This is a genomic window from Marinomonas sp. SBI8L, from assembly GCF_001624705.1.
Taxonomy (GTDB): domain Bacteria; phylum Pseudomonadota; class Gammaproteobacteria; order Pseudomonadales; family Marinomonadaceae; genus Marinomonas.
On sequence record NZ_JSEO01000008.1, the window covers coordinates 162,593 to 177,790 of the forward strand.

A 15,198-nucleotide genomic window follows, 5' to 3' on the forward strand; every position below is an offset into this window, starting at 1 on the left:
CTATGGAATACCATCAAGCATTAGAGGATATTACCCTACAAATCAATGCTGCTATCGAGCAGTCTGATATTCCTTTAGTGCTTTCTCTATGCCAACAAGGCGTAAAGCTAGTTAAAGATAATGAACCTGCGAAACCAGAAGATCTGGATGTATTAAACGCATTTCAACAAAGTCATACCAAGGCTCAATTACTTGTTACTAAAGCACGTGACAAGCTAAAAGGCGCACTGAGCAAATCCAAACACGCTCGAAAAAGTATCAAACAATACAAAGGAATCTCCTCAAATGTCTAATGATATCAATGACTCTATAGCCTCTGTTGAAGCAAGACTTAAACAGAAACAAGAGAGATTGGAATCACTTAGACAAAAGGATGCTATTTTTACCGAGAAGTTTCAGAAAAACATGCAGGCTTTAGAAGAAATGATGCCTCATATTTTTGAAAGTTTTCAGTCATTTAGACCGCAAAACCAAGAAATATTCTTGGATGAGTTTGGTGATCTAAATATCGATCTGGCGCAAGATAATCCTTTGTATCAAGGTCCCGTAAAAAGTAAAGCAGCAGCAAAAATTGACAAGGTGATAAACGAGCCAAATAAAACGGTGTTAGATATCACTCGTACTAAAGATCATCCATCTCGACATGTTTATTTTAATAACCTTATCCAAGATGTGATAGATCAAGGTGCAGAGGGACTAACGCCTCTGACAGAAATACCCGATTTTGCTGGATCAGTATTTTTTTTCGGCATAGAACTTGGTTATCAGCTAGAGGCATTTCTAGCCCGTAAAGAAGTTAAACACCTTTACCTTTATGAAGCTAACCCAGATTTATTTTATTACTCTCTGTTTGCCATAGATTGGCGTCCAATTCTTGAAAAATTCAATCAAGATGGCAAAACCATTCATATTATTATTGGTTTGAGTCCTAAAGAGCTAAGTCAAAAATATGCTTTACAGCTAACCGAAAATGGCTTTTTTATGGCAGGCATGACGTATTTGCATGTGGCCTATCTTAGCCCTGAAATACAAGCTGCACTGGATTATTTTGTAAAGCATTATAGTACTCAAATAATGGGGTGGGGCTTTTTTGATGATGCTTTAATGGGTGTTGCACATGGATTGAAGTCTCTACCTAAATCTAAGCTAGCGAGAGTGACGCGAAATGACGCCGGCGAGCCAAACTCTCTACCTAATTGGATGAAAGATATTCCTGTCTTTATTTTAGGTAACGGACCTTCCTTAGATAATTCGATTGAGCTAATCAAAGAAGTTAAAGATAAAGCCCTATTTATTTGTTGTGGTACTACGATCAACACTTTAAGCCGACTAGGTATTAAGCCTGATATGCATGTTGATGTTGAGCGTATGATTCATACCGCCCAAAAGTTTGAATTCTTAGAGGCTGACTATCTTGAAGATATTTTGGCTTTAAGTGTTGATGTTATGCACCCTGACTTCTTCAAGTATTTTAAACGTAGCGGCATGGGGATGAAGCCGGGCGAAGCAATTACGTCCCTTATTCTGTCTAAAGCAAGAGCGGCGGGTGATAGTACTGAATATGTACAAATGAATCACTCAGGCCCTATCGTTGCTAACTTAGCTTTATCCTTTGTGCATTTATTTGGCTTTAAAAACGTCTACTTTGCTGGCGTTGATAACGGCTTTAAAGATATGACTGTGCACCACTCCAAGCATAGTGGTTATTATGGTAAAGACGGTAAAGAAACAGGTTTTCAGACTTTTGTTGAAGAAAAACTGGTTGTTAGGCCAGGTAACTTTGGTGGTGAAGTTCATACCACAAGTATTATGGACTCATCTCGTGTGCAACTTGAGTTAATGCTTAAACAACTACATAAAGAAAGAAGCTTTTCATGTTTTAATTTGTCTGATGGCGCCAAAATAGAGGGCAGTATTCCTGTTCAGCCTGAAGATGCCATGATATTTGATCCAGATATTAATAAACAAAAAGTGATTGAGGTTTTATACGAAACTTTCTTTGATGATGCGCCTGAGCAAGTGATGTCCATGGATACCAAGGAGCTTATCTCTCAAACAGCATTTGATGAAGTGGTTGAATTCTTGCAACAAGGCTGGGATGACAAAATTCAAACCCGAGAAGATGTCACTAACTTGTTATGGCATCAATATAGAACCTTATTCTTATTAAAAACCACAATACATACTCATCTATATGATATTTTTGCTGGCTCTTTTACCTATTCTGCTTTCGCCATTATTAAATCGGTTTATGCTTACCGTGAAGAGCATGAAGCCGTATTACACGCTAAAAAAATCTTTAATATATGGTGTGATTTTCTACAAGAAATGCCAATTATGGCAGACGATGTGAGCCAGTTTGTTGATGGTGGCTCGGATAAAATGCGTTTGTTATACAATGGCTAATTAACTTATTTAAGGTTGATTCAATGCCGCAATCCCCTTTTATTATTGCTGAGTTATCAGGCAATCATAATCAAGATTTTTCTTTGGCTAAAGCCATGATAGAAGCCGCTGCTAAAACCGGTGTCGATGCAATAAAGCTACAAACCTACACTGCAGACTCCATGACGTTAGATGTAAGAAATGAGGAGTTTATGGTATCTGCTCAGGGGAGTTTGTGGGAAGGCGACAATTTATATGACCTTTATGCAAAAGCCTCCACTCCTTATGAGTGGCATAAACCTTTATTTGATTATGCTAAATCACTCGGTCTTATCGCTTTTAGTTCACCCTTTGATATTGCAGCAGTCAACTTCTTAGAAGAGCTTGATGTGCCATTATATAAAATTGCTTCGTTTGAATTAACTGATTTGCCACTAATATCAGCTGTCGCAAAAACGGGTAAGCCTATGATTATGTCTACCGGTATGGCGACCAAGGCTGAAATTGAAGAAGCGGTGAGCCTTGTTAGATCAATCGGTGATAATGACATCACCTTGCTCAAATGCACCAGTACTTATCCTGCGAAAATTGAAGATTCTAATTTAGCAACACTTGCAGATTTAGCCAGAACATTTGATTGTCAGGTCGGTTTATCTGATCACACTCAAGGTTTTGCTGCAGCAGTTGCTGCTACGGCGTTAGGTGCCAGTGTTATAGAAAAACACTTTGTCTTGGATCGAAGTGCAGGTGGGGTTGATGCTGCTTTCTCCATGGAGCCGGATGAATTGGCTCAATTAGTCTCTGCCTGTCGACAGGCGAAAGCTGCGCTTGGTGAAGTGACTTATGGTGGTACCAAAGCAGAACAAGATTATAGACAATATCGTCGCTCAATTTATATCTCAAAAGATAGTAAGAAAGGCGATAAATTGTCTGACTCTAATATGCAAATTATCAGGCCTTCACTAGGACTTGCGCCAAAGCATTGGCCTGATGTCTTGGGTAAAACCTTGAACGTTGATGTGAAAAAAGGGGAAGCACTGGATTTTTCCATGTTAGAAGAGCAAATTCTTTAGTGCTAAATGTGGCCAATAAACAAGTACTTATCCGAGCGGATGCTTCTCAAGAAATCGGTATGGGGCACAGAGTAAGGTGTCAAATTTTGGCAGACTTATTTTGCGAGAAAGGTTGGCAAGTATCTTTTGTTTGTCATGTTAGTTGTTGTCAAATGAGTACTGATGAGGATATTTTTATTAGTCATGAGGACGCTTTTTTAGAGATGGCTGCACAGGCAGACCTCGTCATACTGGATCACTATCAATATGATTCAAAGATGATTGAGGCTTTGTATAAAGCCCAGCCTAAGCTCTTTTTGATCGATGATATGAATGATAGGGGGACTTTACATTGTCGTTGGCTGCTAAACCCTATCTCTTTGGATTACCAAGTTAATCTTGCTGACTTAAAACGAAGCTATCAGGAAGCACCAGACCTGTTTCTTGGTTTAGATTATGCTTTGTTAAGACCCCAATTTAGGCACAAACCACATGGTTCCTCTGATAAATTATTTATCACTTTAGGAGGAACAGACTCTCTTTCTTTAACTCTGCCTATCCTTACATGTTTAAACTCATTAGGTTTTCGTTCTGAAAATATGATGGTTATGCTTGGTCAGAATGCAAAGGGAGCAGATCAAGTCATTGCTTTATGTCAGCAGCATAATATTGAGTATCAACAGAGTGTAAGAGATGTTGCTGGGTTAATGAGTCAAGCTAAAATGGCTATTTCAGCAGGTGGAAGCACCTTGTTTGAGCTAGCTGCCATGGGTGTACCAAGTAGTTTTTTACAGGTAGCGGATAATCAAACCGAGCTGCTAAAAGAGCATGAAAGCTATGGGTGGTGCAGAGTGTATCGAATACATGATAAAGGAAAAGATGTTAGGGCACTGATGGTGGCCAAGATATGCGAGCAAATCATGGTGGATTGGGATGACACTGATTATCTCAGTCAGTGTCAATCTCGTATTCCTCACTCACAGCACTCAGGGTTAGATCAGATACTCGAAAAAATAGAATCGACATTTTAGATAGTTAATCGGAATGCAATTCTAATAATTGCTTTAGCACTTCAAAGTCTTCTGCTGTATCTAAATCTTGTACTAAACATCGAGGGAGCATAACTGGCTTTGACTCAGGGCCAAAAAACTCTGGGCCTTCTACTAAATCTTTCGCTCTAGCCCAATAGAATTGTCCTGCATCATGAATAGCTTCAATAAGATCTTGAGACCTATGCTGTATAAACTCAGGGTACATAGGAGCAACATGTCCTGAACTGGTTTGCTTTAGCGCCCTTTGTACCGGAAAAGCAAAACTGGTGGCAGCAAAGCTAAATTTAGCTTGAGTTAACTTCTCATAGCCTTGAATTAAGTACTCAGGCTTTAGCAGAGGGCAGGTAGCATAAATCATGCAGGCTTTATCAACCTTTTCTCCTGAAGATACTAACCAGCTGACGGCATGCTGAAAGACAGCTGTCGTTGTACTGTAATGATCAGAGAGCTCTGCCGGTCTAGTAAAGGGGGTTTCTGCGCCAAATAACCTAGCCACTGAAGCAATTTCCTCGCAATCCGTCGAGACAATAATGCGATCAAACAGCTTTGTTTTCATTGCCGCTTCAATGGAATAGGCAATGAGTGGCTTGCCATATAGTTTAATAATATTTTTTTTGGGTAGTCTCTGAGAGCCGCTTCTTGCAGGAATGATTGCAACATTGATCATAAATTATTCTCTAACTCTTCAAAACTACTTAAGACACTTCTTAATGCTTCTCTTACTCTCTTTTGTTGCTCAAAAGCAAGGTCTGAGTATAAAGGTAAGGATATACAAGAATGGTAGTAGTTTTCTGCATGCGGGAAATCTCCCCAAGAAAAACCTAAATTCTGATAGTAAGGCTGAGTATGAATCGGAATGTAATGAATCTGAACACCTATCCCCTTTGATCTTAACTCTTGAAAAATCTGTTTGCGAAAAGGAGTGAGCTTTTTACTTAAACATATTGGATATAGATGAAGCGAAGAGTGACTACCTTTCTGAAGTAGGGGTAAAGTGATATCAAGATCAGATAATAAACTAGAGTAGTTTTGAAATAGTGCATGCCTTAGTTGAATAAAAACATCTAGTTTAGATAACTGAGAGAGCCCTAAAGCGGCTTGCATTTCAGTCATTCTATAATTGAAGCCTAGTGTTTGTTGTTCGTAGTACCAGCTACCTTGCTCTTTATCTAATAATTCATTTTGCTCTCGTGTTGTACCATGGCATGCGTACTTACGCATTTTGTTTGCAAGTACTGGGTTATTCGTGGATGCTAATCCACCTTCGGCCGTAGTAATGATCTTGACGGGGTGGAAGCTAAAAACACAAATATCAGAATACTCACAAGAGCCAACTTTTTGGCCTTGGTATGATGCCCCAACTGCATGTGAGGCGTCTTCAATAATAGAAAAATTATATTTTAGAGATAGGGTGTGAATGGCTTGCATTTCACAGGGCTGGCCTGCGAAATGTACCGGAATGACTACTTTGGGAAGCTTACCCTCTTGTTCAGCTATGGCCAATTTCTCTGCTAGTTTCTTTTCACATAAATTATATGTACTTGAGTCAATATCGACGAAGTCTATTTTTGCATTGCAAAAGAGTGCACAATTTGCAGAGGATAAAAATGAATTAGGGGAAGTCCAAACAATGTCATTTTCCTCTACTTCAAGCGCTAAACAAGCAATATGTAGAGCGGCAGTTGCATTAGCAACTGCGACCGCATTGTGAACTCCTGTGTATTCACAAAATGCTTTTTCAAAAGCAGGTATGACAGGGCCTTGAGTTAAAAAATCTGACTTTAAAACGTCGATTACAGCATTAATATCCTCATTATCAATACTCTGCTTTCCATAAGGGATAAATGACGGTTCTATCGCTTTTTTTAATGTCATATATTACCCGTTATTGAAGTGTTTGATTTCATCAATGCTTAAAAAGTGAGGGTTTGTACCAGAGTGATATTCAAAGCCTGCTTCTACTAACTCACCTTTTTCTTCAAGCTTATTTTTATTAAAGCCGATGTCATCATGATAAAATTTAATGCTAGGTGCGATGACATAATGATCATGGTATTCAAAGGTATGATAAGAGTCGTCAGTAGGGCACATTATTTCATGCAATTTTTCACCTGGCCGGATGCCTACTTCTTTAATTGGAGTGTTTGGTGCATAGGCTTTTGCCAAGTCTAAAATACGGACAGAGGGTATTTTGGGAATAAAAATTTCACCTCCATGCATACGCTGGAAGTTCTTTAGAACGAAATCGACTCCCATTTGTAATGTAATCCAAAAGCGTGTCATTTCTACATGAGTCACAGGGATATGTTCTGCTTTATCTGCAACCAACTTTTCGAAAAAAGGTACGACAGAACCGCGAGAACCCACGACATTACCATAACGAACAACCGCGAATCGAGTTTGCCCCTTACCTACCATATTATTAGCTGCTACAAAAAGCTTGTCAGATGCTAGCTTGGTTGCACCATATAAATTAATTGGTGCTGCAGCTTTATCTGTCGAAAGTGCTATGACTTTTTCTACATCATTAGCAATTGCTGCCGCGATTACATTCTCTGCCCCATGTATATTGGTTTTAATACACTCCATAGGGTTGTATTCGGCTGCTGGGACTTGTTTTAAAGCAGCTGCATGTATGACGAAGTCAACATCCTGCATTGCTTGCATCAGCCTGTCTTTATCTCTTACATCCCCAATAAAATAGCGCATGCAGTCAGTATTAAATTCAAGCTGCATCTCATATTGCTTGAGCTCATCACGAGAGAAAATGATTAACCTTTTTGGTTGGTAGTTTGTTAATAAGGTTTTTACATACTGCTTGCCGAATGAACCAGTACCACCAGTGATTAAGATGCTTTTATTATCAAACATATATATATATACCAAAGTTAAAATCAATTTTTATTTGAAGGCGCTATACTTCATCACATATTATCGGCCATTTTTTGTAAAACATTAATAGAATCAAAGCCTTATTTGATTCGAGTAAAACACTCTAAAATATGGTCGTTCACCATGCCGGTTGCTTGCATAAAAGCATAGCAGGTTGTTGGGCCAAAGAACTTAAAGCCTCTTTTTTTCAAGTCCTTAGCTATGGTGTGTGAGAGCTCAGTACTGGCTGGTACTTGGCTAATATCTTCCGGTTTATTATCTATGACTTTATGATCACTAAAGGCCCAGAAATAAGTGCTGAAGCTGCCATGCTCTTTGATAATCTCTTGAAACTGCTTTGCATTATTTATGGTGGCTTGTATCTTTCCTTTATGGCGAACAATTTCTGGATTAAGTAATAAGGCCTCTTGTTCGGTGTCAGTTATATTTGCCACTTTATCGATATCAAATTGATGGAAGGCTTTACGGTAGCCTTCACGCTTATTAAGTATAGTGATCCAGCTTAATCCAGCTTGCGCACTTTCCAATACTAGGTACTCAAAAAGTGTTTGGTCATCATAAATAGGTTTGCCCCAATCTTTATCGTGATAATCCATATAGGAATCAGAAGCAAGGCACCAAGAGCAGCGTAAAAGTGACATAATAAAAGGCCTGATAACGTATAAAAAAGTCTAGTTTGCCTGACTTTTAAGGTGAGTTACATTTAATTGCGGCAGTCGTTGTAAATTTTACTAAGGTCACAAGAAGCCTAACATGAATATTTCCAGTAATTTACTTGCTTTAGGGCAGGTATGGTTTTTTAACTTATTATTAATTCCACTCTTATTTTTGATGATTAAGCGGCTTGATTGGAAGACCTTGATTAATGATAAGGTGCTACAGCATAGGTTTTTTGCGGCAACCTTAGTCCTGCTTATTATCTGGCAGGTGAATATCAGTATTAGTTTAGATGTTGCGATTCACTTTTTGGGTATTACTACTTTATGTCTAATGTTCGGTTGGAGCTTAGCTTTACTCGGATCACTAATTGCACAAGCGGGGTTTTTAATACTTGGCCAAGGGCAATGGGAGAGTTTTGCCCTTAACTACTTTATCAATGCCGTCATCCCTGTTGCTTTTACTTGGCAACTCCATCTCTGGATTGAATCAAAGAAGCCTCAAAACCCTTTTGTTTTCATCATGGGCGCTGGCTTTTTAAGTTGTTTGCTCTCCTCTATTTTAGTCGCCACGTTAGCTGGTGTTATGCTGTTTCTAGGTGGGCAATTTAAGTTTAACCTTGGCGTTTTAGATTACATCAGCTATTTGCCACTATTTATTTTCCCAGAAGCGGTTGTGAATGGCATGTTCATCTCTGGGTTTAGTATATTGCACCCACATTGGATGCAGGCATTTAATGATGAGCGCTATTTCCAAAAGCCAGCACCGAGCCAGAAGGTTGAGCAAGATAAGGTGCCAGATGCATTAAATTTAGATGCACAAGAAATGCAAATGGATAGAGAAGATAAGGAAGAGCCTGAATCGTTAGATACAGAAAATTTTGATAAATATCGACCACCAGAAGGCTGGCGTAACAAAGCTTTAGATAACAAAGATAATGATAACTCACTGAATGAAAAGGATAATAAAAAGCATGACTAAGTTTACCCAGAAGGATGTTGAGGTTCAAAAAGAAGAAATTCTTTATGAAGGCTTCTTTACCATGAAAAAAGTCACGCTTAAACACAGATTGTTTGATGGTGGGTGGAGTAAAGAAATAAGCCGAGAAATGTTGGTGCGTGATGATGCTGTCTGTGTCCTTTTATACGACCCAGTCGCTGATAAAGTGCTTCTTATTGAGCAATTTAGACCTTGTGCCGTGAAACATGAAAGCCCTTGGTTGCTGGAGTTAGTTGCGGGTATGGTTGAAGAAGGCGAACAGGATGAGGAGGTTGCTAGACGTGAATCACTTGAAGAAGCGGGAGTCGAAGTAAAGCGTTTAGAATACATGTTTAAATTTGTGCCTTCTCCCGGTGGACTGGTGGAATATTTGCGAATGTATGCGGGTGAGTTTGATGCCAGCAAGGTTGATGTTAAGCGCAGCTTTGGCTTACCAGAAGAAGGAGAAGACATACGTTTGCACTTAATGTTGGCGGAAAATGCCATTGATTTATTGAAAACGGATATAGACAATGCAAGTACTATAATGGGACTGCAATGGTTAGCGTTAAATCGAGCTGAATTAAGGCAAAAATGGACTCAAAATTAAGTCTTTCATGACGACCTTGTACCCATAGAATCAAGTTATGAAATAGTGGGTGAACAAGTTTAATGTTAAAAGCTTTAATGCAAGTCATCGCGCCCTTTAGACCTTTATTGGGCGTTTTATCTTTCTTATATATTTGTCTCGTTACTTTAGGGTTAGCCTCGCTATTACACATAGCGGCACTTTATTATTTTTTATGGCGACCTCAAGACGAACAAAGGTCTCAAAATATTTATCATCAGTTATATGAAACTTGGTTTGCCGCTATAAACTTTTGGTTACGCAAAGTATTAGGTGTCAATTGGGCATTAGATAAAGAGCAAAAAAAGCAGGCTGATACTTGGCAATTTGTTATTGCAAACCATCAATCTTGGGTCGATATCTTTGTTGTTTTCGCTCAAATACAAGGGCGAATGCCTCTCCCAAAAGTTTTTATGAAACATAACCTTATCTGGATTCCTCTGGTAGGTACTGCGACATATTTAATGGGTTTTCCATTTATGCGTCGCTACAGTAAAGCTTTTCTTGCTAAACACCCTCATTTGAAAGGAAAGGATATAGAGACCACACGTCGATCATGCCGACGTTTTATGCAAGCTCCCAATACAGTGCTAAGCTTTGTGGAAGGAACGCGCTGGAGTCAGATGAAACATGACCAGCAAGACTCTACTTATCAATATCTATTAAAACCCAAAACGGGTGGTGTTGCGTTTGTATTGCAAGCCATGCCTGACAAGTTTCAAGCCATTGTGGATATGAGTGTTATTTATCCACAAGAAAATATTTCATTTTGGGATTTGCTCTGTGGGCGTTTAAAATCTGCTAAGGTAGTTGTACGAAATATTCCGTTTCCAGATAAAGTGCTAAGCTCGACAGATTTTCAACCTGCTGGAATACATAGGTTGGAGTTTAATGATTGTTTTAATCAATTTTGGGCTGAAAAAGATAAGCGTATAGGGCACTATAAAGCGGCTTTAGAGCAAGAGGCAAATATGCCAAAACAAGGTGCAATCAAAAGTAGTTAGAATATGATTAAAGATGCTTATATCCCCGACTTAAACAGCTTACAAATGCTTGGCGAACTTAATTATCGTCGCATTGCGCGTATTATGCGCAGTAAAGAAGCTGAAGCCGAGTGGCATTTTTTGATTCACAGTATAGGTGGACAAGAAAGCCGCCTCAGCCTTGTTTTAACCCAAGAAAGCCAATATACCAGCCAGTTTAAGTTGACCTTTGGCCAGCAAAAGCGAACAGATTTGTTGTTTGACCATGGTGTAAATATGACTGTTCGCTTATATCATGATGTTAAAATTGCTGAAATTACCGATGGCCATAGGCAGTACCAAGGGGCTTACCCTTATCCGAATGATGCCATGTTGCATAAAGACGAAAAAATGCGATTGAATCAACAGCTCGCAGACCTTCTAGAACTGTGTTTAAAACATGGCTATCGACTTAACCAAGATGATCTCGTGGCATTTGCCTGATAGGTTAAAAAGCTTACCCATTATTTTATTCCCTTCTATTTATTCGAGTAATTCTAGATGCCTTGTTTGATATACCTTCATGGTTTTAATAGTTCTGAGAATGCCAAAAAAGCGAGTTTATTAAAGCAGCACTGCGCAGAGATAGGTTTGTCCGACTCACTTATTGTGCCTAGGTTAGACTGGGAACCCACTAAAGCCATTGACGCTTTAGAGGCTTTGATAGAGGCAAATTTAGATCGAGGAGTGTGTTTATTTGGCAGTTCACTCGGTGGCTTTTATGGTACTTATCTCGCGCATAAATACGGTGTTAAATGTGTCGTGTTAAACCCTGCTGTGGGTGCACCTTTATTACTTCAACGCCACTTAGGCCCGCAAAAGAATTATCACACTGAGGAAGAGTATGTCCTCACACAAGAGCATATAAAACAGTTGCAGAAGTTTGATGTGCCTTTAACCAAACCTAATTTGTTTTGGTTAATGTTACAGAAAGGAGATGAAACCTTAGATTATCGCCATGCTTTGAATTATTACCAAGGGGTTGATACTAGCTTGGAAGAGGGTGGTGATCATGGCTTTGTAGGCTTTGAACGTTATCTGGACCAGGTACTTCGTTTTGCTAATCTCGTTTAGAGAAGCAAAGAATAAGCCCTCTACTTCATCATGTTGATAAAAGTATTTAGACTAATTCTATTTCAATTCTAGTTTTTTATCGACTGTAAACTCATGCAGGGCAGTGTTAGACTGATGCCCAATAATGTTTAGTAATCCACTTACCTTCTTGTCTTACCAGCACAAAAAGCGGATGAAGAATACAATCTAATACAGAAGTTGGAAAAAGAATGTCTGCCAATCAATATAATGCGGATTCTATTGAAGTCCTAAGTGGCTTAGAGCCAGTACAAAAACGTCCTGGTATGTATACGGATACCGCCCGACCTAACCATCTTGCCCAAGAAGTTATTGATAACTCAGTCGATGAGGCATTAGCAAAGCATGCTGATAGGGTTGAAGTGACTCTACATAAAGATGGTACATTAAGTGTTGAAGATAATGGCCGTGGTATGCCTGTCGATATTCACCCTGAAGAAGGTGTATCAGGCGTAGAGCTTATCTTAACTAAGCTACATGCGGGTGGTAAGTTCTCCGGTGATAACTATCAGTTCTCTGGTGGCTTGCACGGTGTTGGTGTGTCTGTCGTAAATGCCTTGTCTACACAGCTTGATGTTTGGGTAAAACGAAATGGCATCCAATACCATATTGCCTTTGCTGATGGTTTAAAAACACAAGATCTGACCGAAATCGGTACCTGTGGTAAAAAGAATACGGGTACAAAAGTTAGCTTTAAAGCTGACCCTAAGTACTTTGACTCTGCAAAATTCTCTGTCTCTAGGCTTAAGCACCTCTTAAAAGCGAAAGCTGTTCTATGCTCTGGCTTGCATATGATCTTTATTAACGAGTCAGGCTCAGAAGTCGAAAAGGAAGAGTGGTTCTTCCAAGATGGTTTAAAAGATTACCTTGCTCAAGCAAATGCTGGCTTTGAATTACTGCCTGAAACTCCGTTCGTTGGTGGTGTCACCGAAATAACTCAAGGGGTTGATTGGGCCGTTCAGTGGTTGCCAGAAGGCGGTGAGTTAGTCACAGAAAGTTATGTGAACTTGATTCCTACAGCTCAAGGCGGTACCCATGTAAACGGGCTAAGAACAGGCCTTCTTGAAGCTATAAAAGAGTTTTGTGACTTCAGAAACCTGTTACCAAGAGGGGTTAAACTAACGGCTGAAGATGTTTGGGAAAGATGCAGCTATGTACTGTCTGCTAAGCTGCAAGAACCGCAATTCTCGGGGCAAACCAAAGAGCGTTTATCTTCTCGTCAAATTGTGGCCTTTATCTCTGCTACAGTAAAAGATGCATTTAGCTTATGGCTAAATAAGCATGTTGAAGATGGGCAAAAAATTGCTGATATCGTTATTTCTAGTGCGCAAAAACGTATGCGAGCTAGTAAGAAAGTCGTGCGTAAAAAGATTACGCAAGGACCTGCTTTACCCGGAAAACTGGCAGATTGTGCTGGACAAGATACCGCACGAAGTGAGCTTTTCTTGGTGGAGGGTGATTCGGCTGGTGGATCAGCTAAGCAAGCCAGAGATAAAGAGTTCCAAGCGATCATGCCCTTAAGAGGTAAGATCTTGAACTCATGGGAAGTGGATTCGTCTGAGGTACTTGCTTCACAAGAAATTCATGACATTTCTGTCGCGCTAGGGGTTGACCCAGCTGATGATAACTTGTCTCAGCTTAGATATGGCAAAGTCTGCATTCTCGCGGATGCTGACTCGGATGGACTCCATATTGCGACCTTATTGTGTGCCTTGTTTGTGCGTCATTTCCCTGCATTGGTTAAAGCTGGCCATATATTTGTTGCTATGCCTCCTCTGTATCGTATTGATGTGGCAAAAGAAGTGCATTACGCCCTAGATGATGAAGAAAAAGACATCATCTTGCATAAGCTTGCAGCAGAGCATAAGCGTTCTACGCCAAACGTTCAGCGATTCAAAGGACTTGGTGAGATGAACCCATCTCAATTAAGAGAAACTACCATGGCGCCAGATACTAGACGTTTGATTCAGTTGACCATGGAAGATGTGGAAACAACGGGTGAAGCTTTAGATCGTCTTTTATCTAAAAAACGTTCAGGGGACCGTAAAATTTGGCTAGAAACCTATGGTAACCTTGCTACCATTGACTAGCGTGTTAATTTCATTCTTAGGTTTAGTTAAGGAACCTACGATTAAGCTACCTCTTCTCAGTCTTATCAGAAAAAGTGACAAACAAGGCGTCACTTGATGCAATGTAGGTACCTTTCGAGAAGGGACAACACAGAGTGTCATTTTTTCTGAAAGACCCGAAGGGCGTGGTCTAAAAGACCTATATTTAAGCTGAGAGCCTTATCAATAGAGCAACTATTAAGTTGTGGCCCTCGCCATAAACCTAGGTGCTTTTATCTACACGCTGAGGCGGGAGGGCTTATTCGCAGGTTCCTTAATACTGTCCATTTGTGAAGTATTGACTGAACCTAGTGATATTCCTTTTGTCCTAATCTATATATTCATTTCAATGGCATAAAGTGCCGCTAAGACTTACATATCATAGGTGTTTTTATGAGTTTACTGAGGAAGGTAAATCAATGGGTCTCTGGTTCTGCAGATAATTCGATTGATAATATAAGCGACTCTCATTTCACCAGCTTATTATCCAGTTTAATGACCATGGCTTGGTTTGTAGAGGCAAGAGACCCTTATACGGGTGGGCATTTGTGGCGTGTGTCTAAATTCTCTGAGTTGGTTGCTCTCAAAGCTGGCTTATCAAAAGATGATGCTGCGCGCATTAGTCTAGGTGGCTTTTTACATGACTTAGGTAAAGTGGGTATTCCTGATGCTATTTTGCGTAAGACAGATAAATTAACGGATGCTGAGTACGAGATTATCAAAACCCACCCTAATATCGGCTTTCGTATGTTATCTGGACACCCGTTAGCTGATTTAGTTAAAGATGCAGTCTTATTACATCATGAAAGGCCCGACGGCCGTGGTTATCCACAAGGTCTAAGCGCAGAAGACATTAGTGATATGGCCAAGGTTGTAGGTTTATGTGATGCTTTTGATGCAATGACAAGCTCTCGCCCTTATCGTGCTGGTATGCCACAAGAAAAAGCACTTTCCATTATTGCTGCTAATAAAGGAACACAGTTTGATGCAGGTTTTGCTGATGCCATCATAGCTTTAGGTGAGGCTGGTGAACTGGCTCATATAATAGGTCATAGTGATGAAGGCATACCGCTTCAATCTTGTCCTGCTTGTGGTCCAACCATAGTGGTCCAAAGAGAAAGTCAAACGGGGGATCATTTACATTGCCCAAGTTGTACAGGCAGTTTTGCACTTGAGAAAGAGGCTAATGAATTCCATATAACACGGCTTAATCAGGCTGCGAGTGCAAAAGACTTGGAACCTAAATTGGATACAGGGCTAATTAATCGTCAGCTTGATCATGCCATTACAGGCTTGAGTCAACAAACGATTGTTAAGCATCTTACTTAGTTG

15 protein-coding genes are annotated in these 15,198 nt (G+C 39.8%); 11 read left to right on the top strand and 4 right to left on the bottom strand.

The window, feature by feature from the left end; translation table 11 throughout:
* Positions 1-2 precede the first annotated feature (2 nt).
* From OA91_RS13735 to pseG, 4 genes are read left to right on the top strand one after another with little or no spacing between them, the layout of a single operon-like run.
* A complete protein-coding gene (locus OA91_RS13735; protein ID WP_046016576.1) occupies positions 3-293 on the top strand; it encodes a hypothetical protein in 291 nt (96 codons plus the stop codon).
* On the top strand, positions 286-2,406 hold the full coding sequence (locus OA91_RS13740) for a motility associated factor glycosyltransferase family protein (RefSeq protein WP_063338883.1): 2,121 nt from the start codon (positions 286-288) through the stop codon (positions 2,404-2,406). Before OA91_RS13735 ends, OA91_RS13740 begins: the two co-directional genes overlap by 8 nt.
* 23 nt (positions 2,407-2,429) lie before the next feature.
* Positions 2,430-3,458 carry a pseudaminic acid synthase gene (gene pseI / locus OA91_RS13745; RefSeq protein WP_063338884.1) on the top strand — a complete coding sequence of 343 codons (1,029 nt, stop codon included), beginning with the start codon at positions 2,430-2,432 and terminating at the stop codon, positions 3,456-3,458.
* An 8-nt stretch (positions 3,459-3,466) separates the two neighbouring features.
* The gene (gene pseG, locus OA91_RS13750) at positions 3,467-4,468 is read left to right on the top strand and encodes a UDP-2,4-diacetamido-2,4,6-trideoxy-beta-L-altropyranose hydrolase (protein WP_157203843.1); all 1,002 of its coding nucleotides are present in this window, start codon (positions 3,467-3,469) and stop codon (positions 4,466-4,468) included.
* A gap of 4 nt (positions 4,469-4,472) precedes the next feature.
* Here pseG and pseF read toward each other — a convergent pair whose 3' ends face one another.
* From pseF to OA91_RS13770, 4 genes are all read right to left on the bottom strand, one after another.
* Entirely contained in the window at positions 4,473-5,156 is a 684-nt protein-coding gene (gene pseF, locus OA91_RS13755; protein WP_197477810.1) for a pseudaminic acid cytidylyltransferase, read from the bottom strand.
* On the bottom strand, positions 5,153-6,364 hold the full coding sequence (gene pseC / locus OA91_RS13760; protein ID WP_063338886.1) for a UDP-4-amino-4,6-dideoxy-N-acetyl-beta-L-altrosamine transaminase: 1,212 nt from the start codon (positions 6,362-6,364) through the stop codon (positions 5,153-5,155). Before pseC ends, pseF begins: the two co-directional genes overlap by 4 nt.
* Positions 6,365-6,367: 3 nt before the next feature.
* On the bottom strand, positions 6,368-7,360 hold the full coding sequence (gene pseB / locus OA91_RS13765) for a UDP-N-acetylglucosamine 4,6-dehydratase (inverting) (protein ID WP_063338887.1): 993 nt from the start codon (positions 7,358-7,360) through the stop codon (positions 6,368-6,370).
* 101 nt (positions 7,361-7,461) lie between these two features.
* A complete protein-coding gene (locus tag OA91_RS13770; protein WP_063338888.1) occupies positions 7,462-8,022 on the bottom strand; it encodes a DNA-3-methyladenine glycosylase I in 561 nt (186 codons plus the stop codon).
* A 112-nt stretch (positions 8,023-8,134) separates the two neighbouring features.
* Between OA91_RS13770 and OA91_RS13775 the strand changes: the two genes are divergently transcribed.
* The 7 genes from OA91_RS13775 (at position 8,135) to OA91_RS13805 (ending at position 15,195) form a co-directional block, all read left to right on the top strand.
* Positions 8,135-9,019: an energy-coupling factor ABC transporter permease gene (locus OA91_RS13775; RefSeq protein WP_063338889.1), complete on the top strand. Its 885-nt coding sequence runs from the start codon at positions 8,135-8,137 to the stop codon at positions 9,017-9,019.
* A complete protein-coding gene (locus OA91_RS13780) occupies positions 9,012-9,626 on the top strand; it encodes an NUDIX domain-containing protein (protein WP_052702003.1) in 615 nt (204 codons plus the stop codon). Before OA91_RS13775 ends, OA91_RS13780 begins: the two co-directional genes overlap by 8 nt.
* A 62-nt stretch (positions 9,627-9,688) precedes the next feature.
* A complete protein-coding gene (locus OA91_RS13785) occupies positions 9,689-10,648 on the top strand; it encodes an acetyltransferase (protein WP_063338890.1) in 960 nt (319 codons plus the stop codon).
* Between the two features lie 3 nt (positions 10,649-10,651).
* Positions 10,652-11,110, top strand: coding sequence for a DUF1249 domain-containing protein (locus OA91_RS13790; protein WP_063338891.1), 459 nt, complete (start codon positions 10,652-10,654; stop codon positions 11,108-11,110).
* A 57-nt stretch (positions 11,111-11,167) separates the two neighbouring features.
* A complete protein-coding gene (locus OA91_RS13795) occupies positions 11,168-11,740 on the top strand; it encodes a YqiA/YcfP family alpha/beta fold hydrolase (RefSeq protein WP_063338892.1) in 573 nt (190 codons plus the stop codon).
* A 209-nt stretch (positions 11,741-11,949) separates the two neighbouring features.
* A complete protein-coding gene (gene parE / locus OA91_RS13800) occupies positions 11,950-13,848 on the top strand; it encodes a DNA topoisomerase IV subunit B (RefSeq protein ID WP_063338893.1) in 1,899 nt (632 codons plus the stop codon).
* A 411-nt stretch (positions 13,849-14,259) separates the two neighbouring features.
* Positions 14,260-15,195, top strand: coding sequence for an HD-GYP domain-containing protein (locus OA91_RS13805; RefSeq protein WP_063338894.1), 936 nt, complete (start codon positions 14,260-14,262; stop codon positions 15,193-15,195).
* The last annotated feature ends 3 nt before the right edge of the window (positions 15,196-15,198 follow it).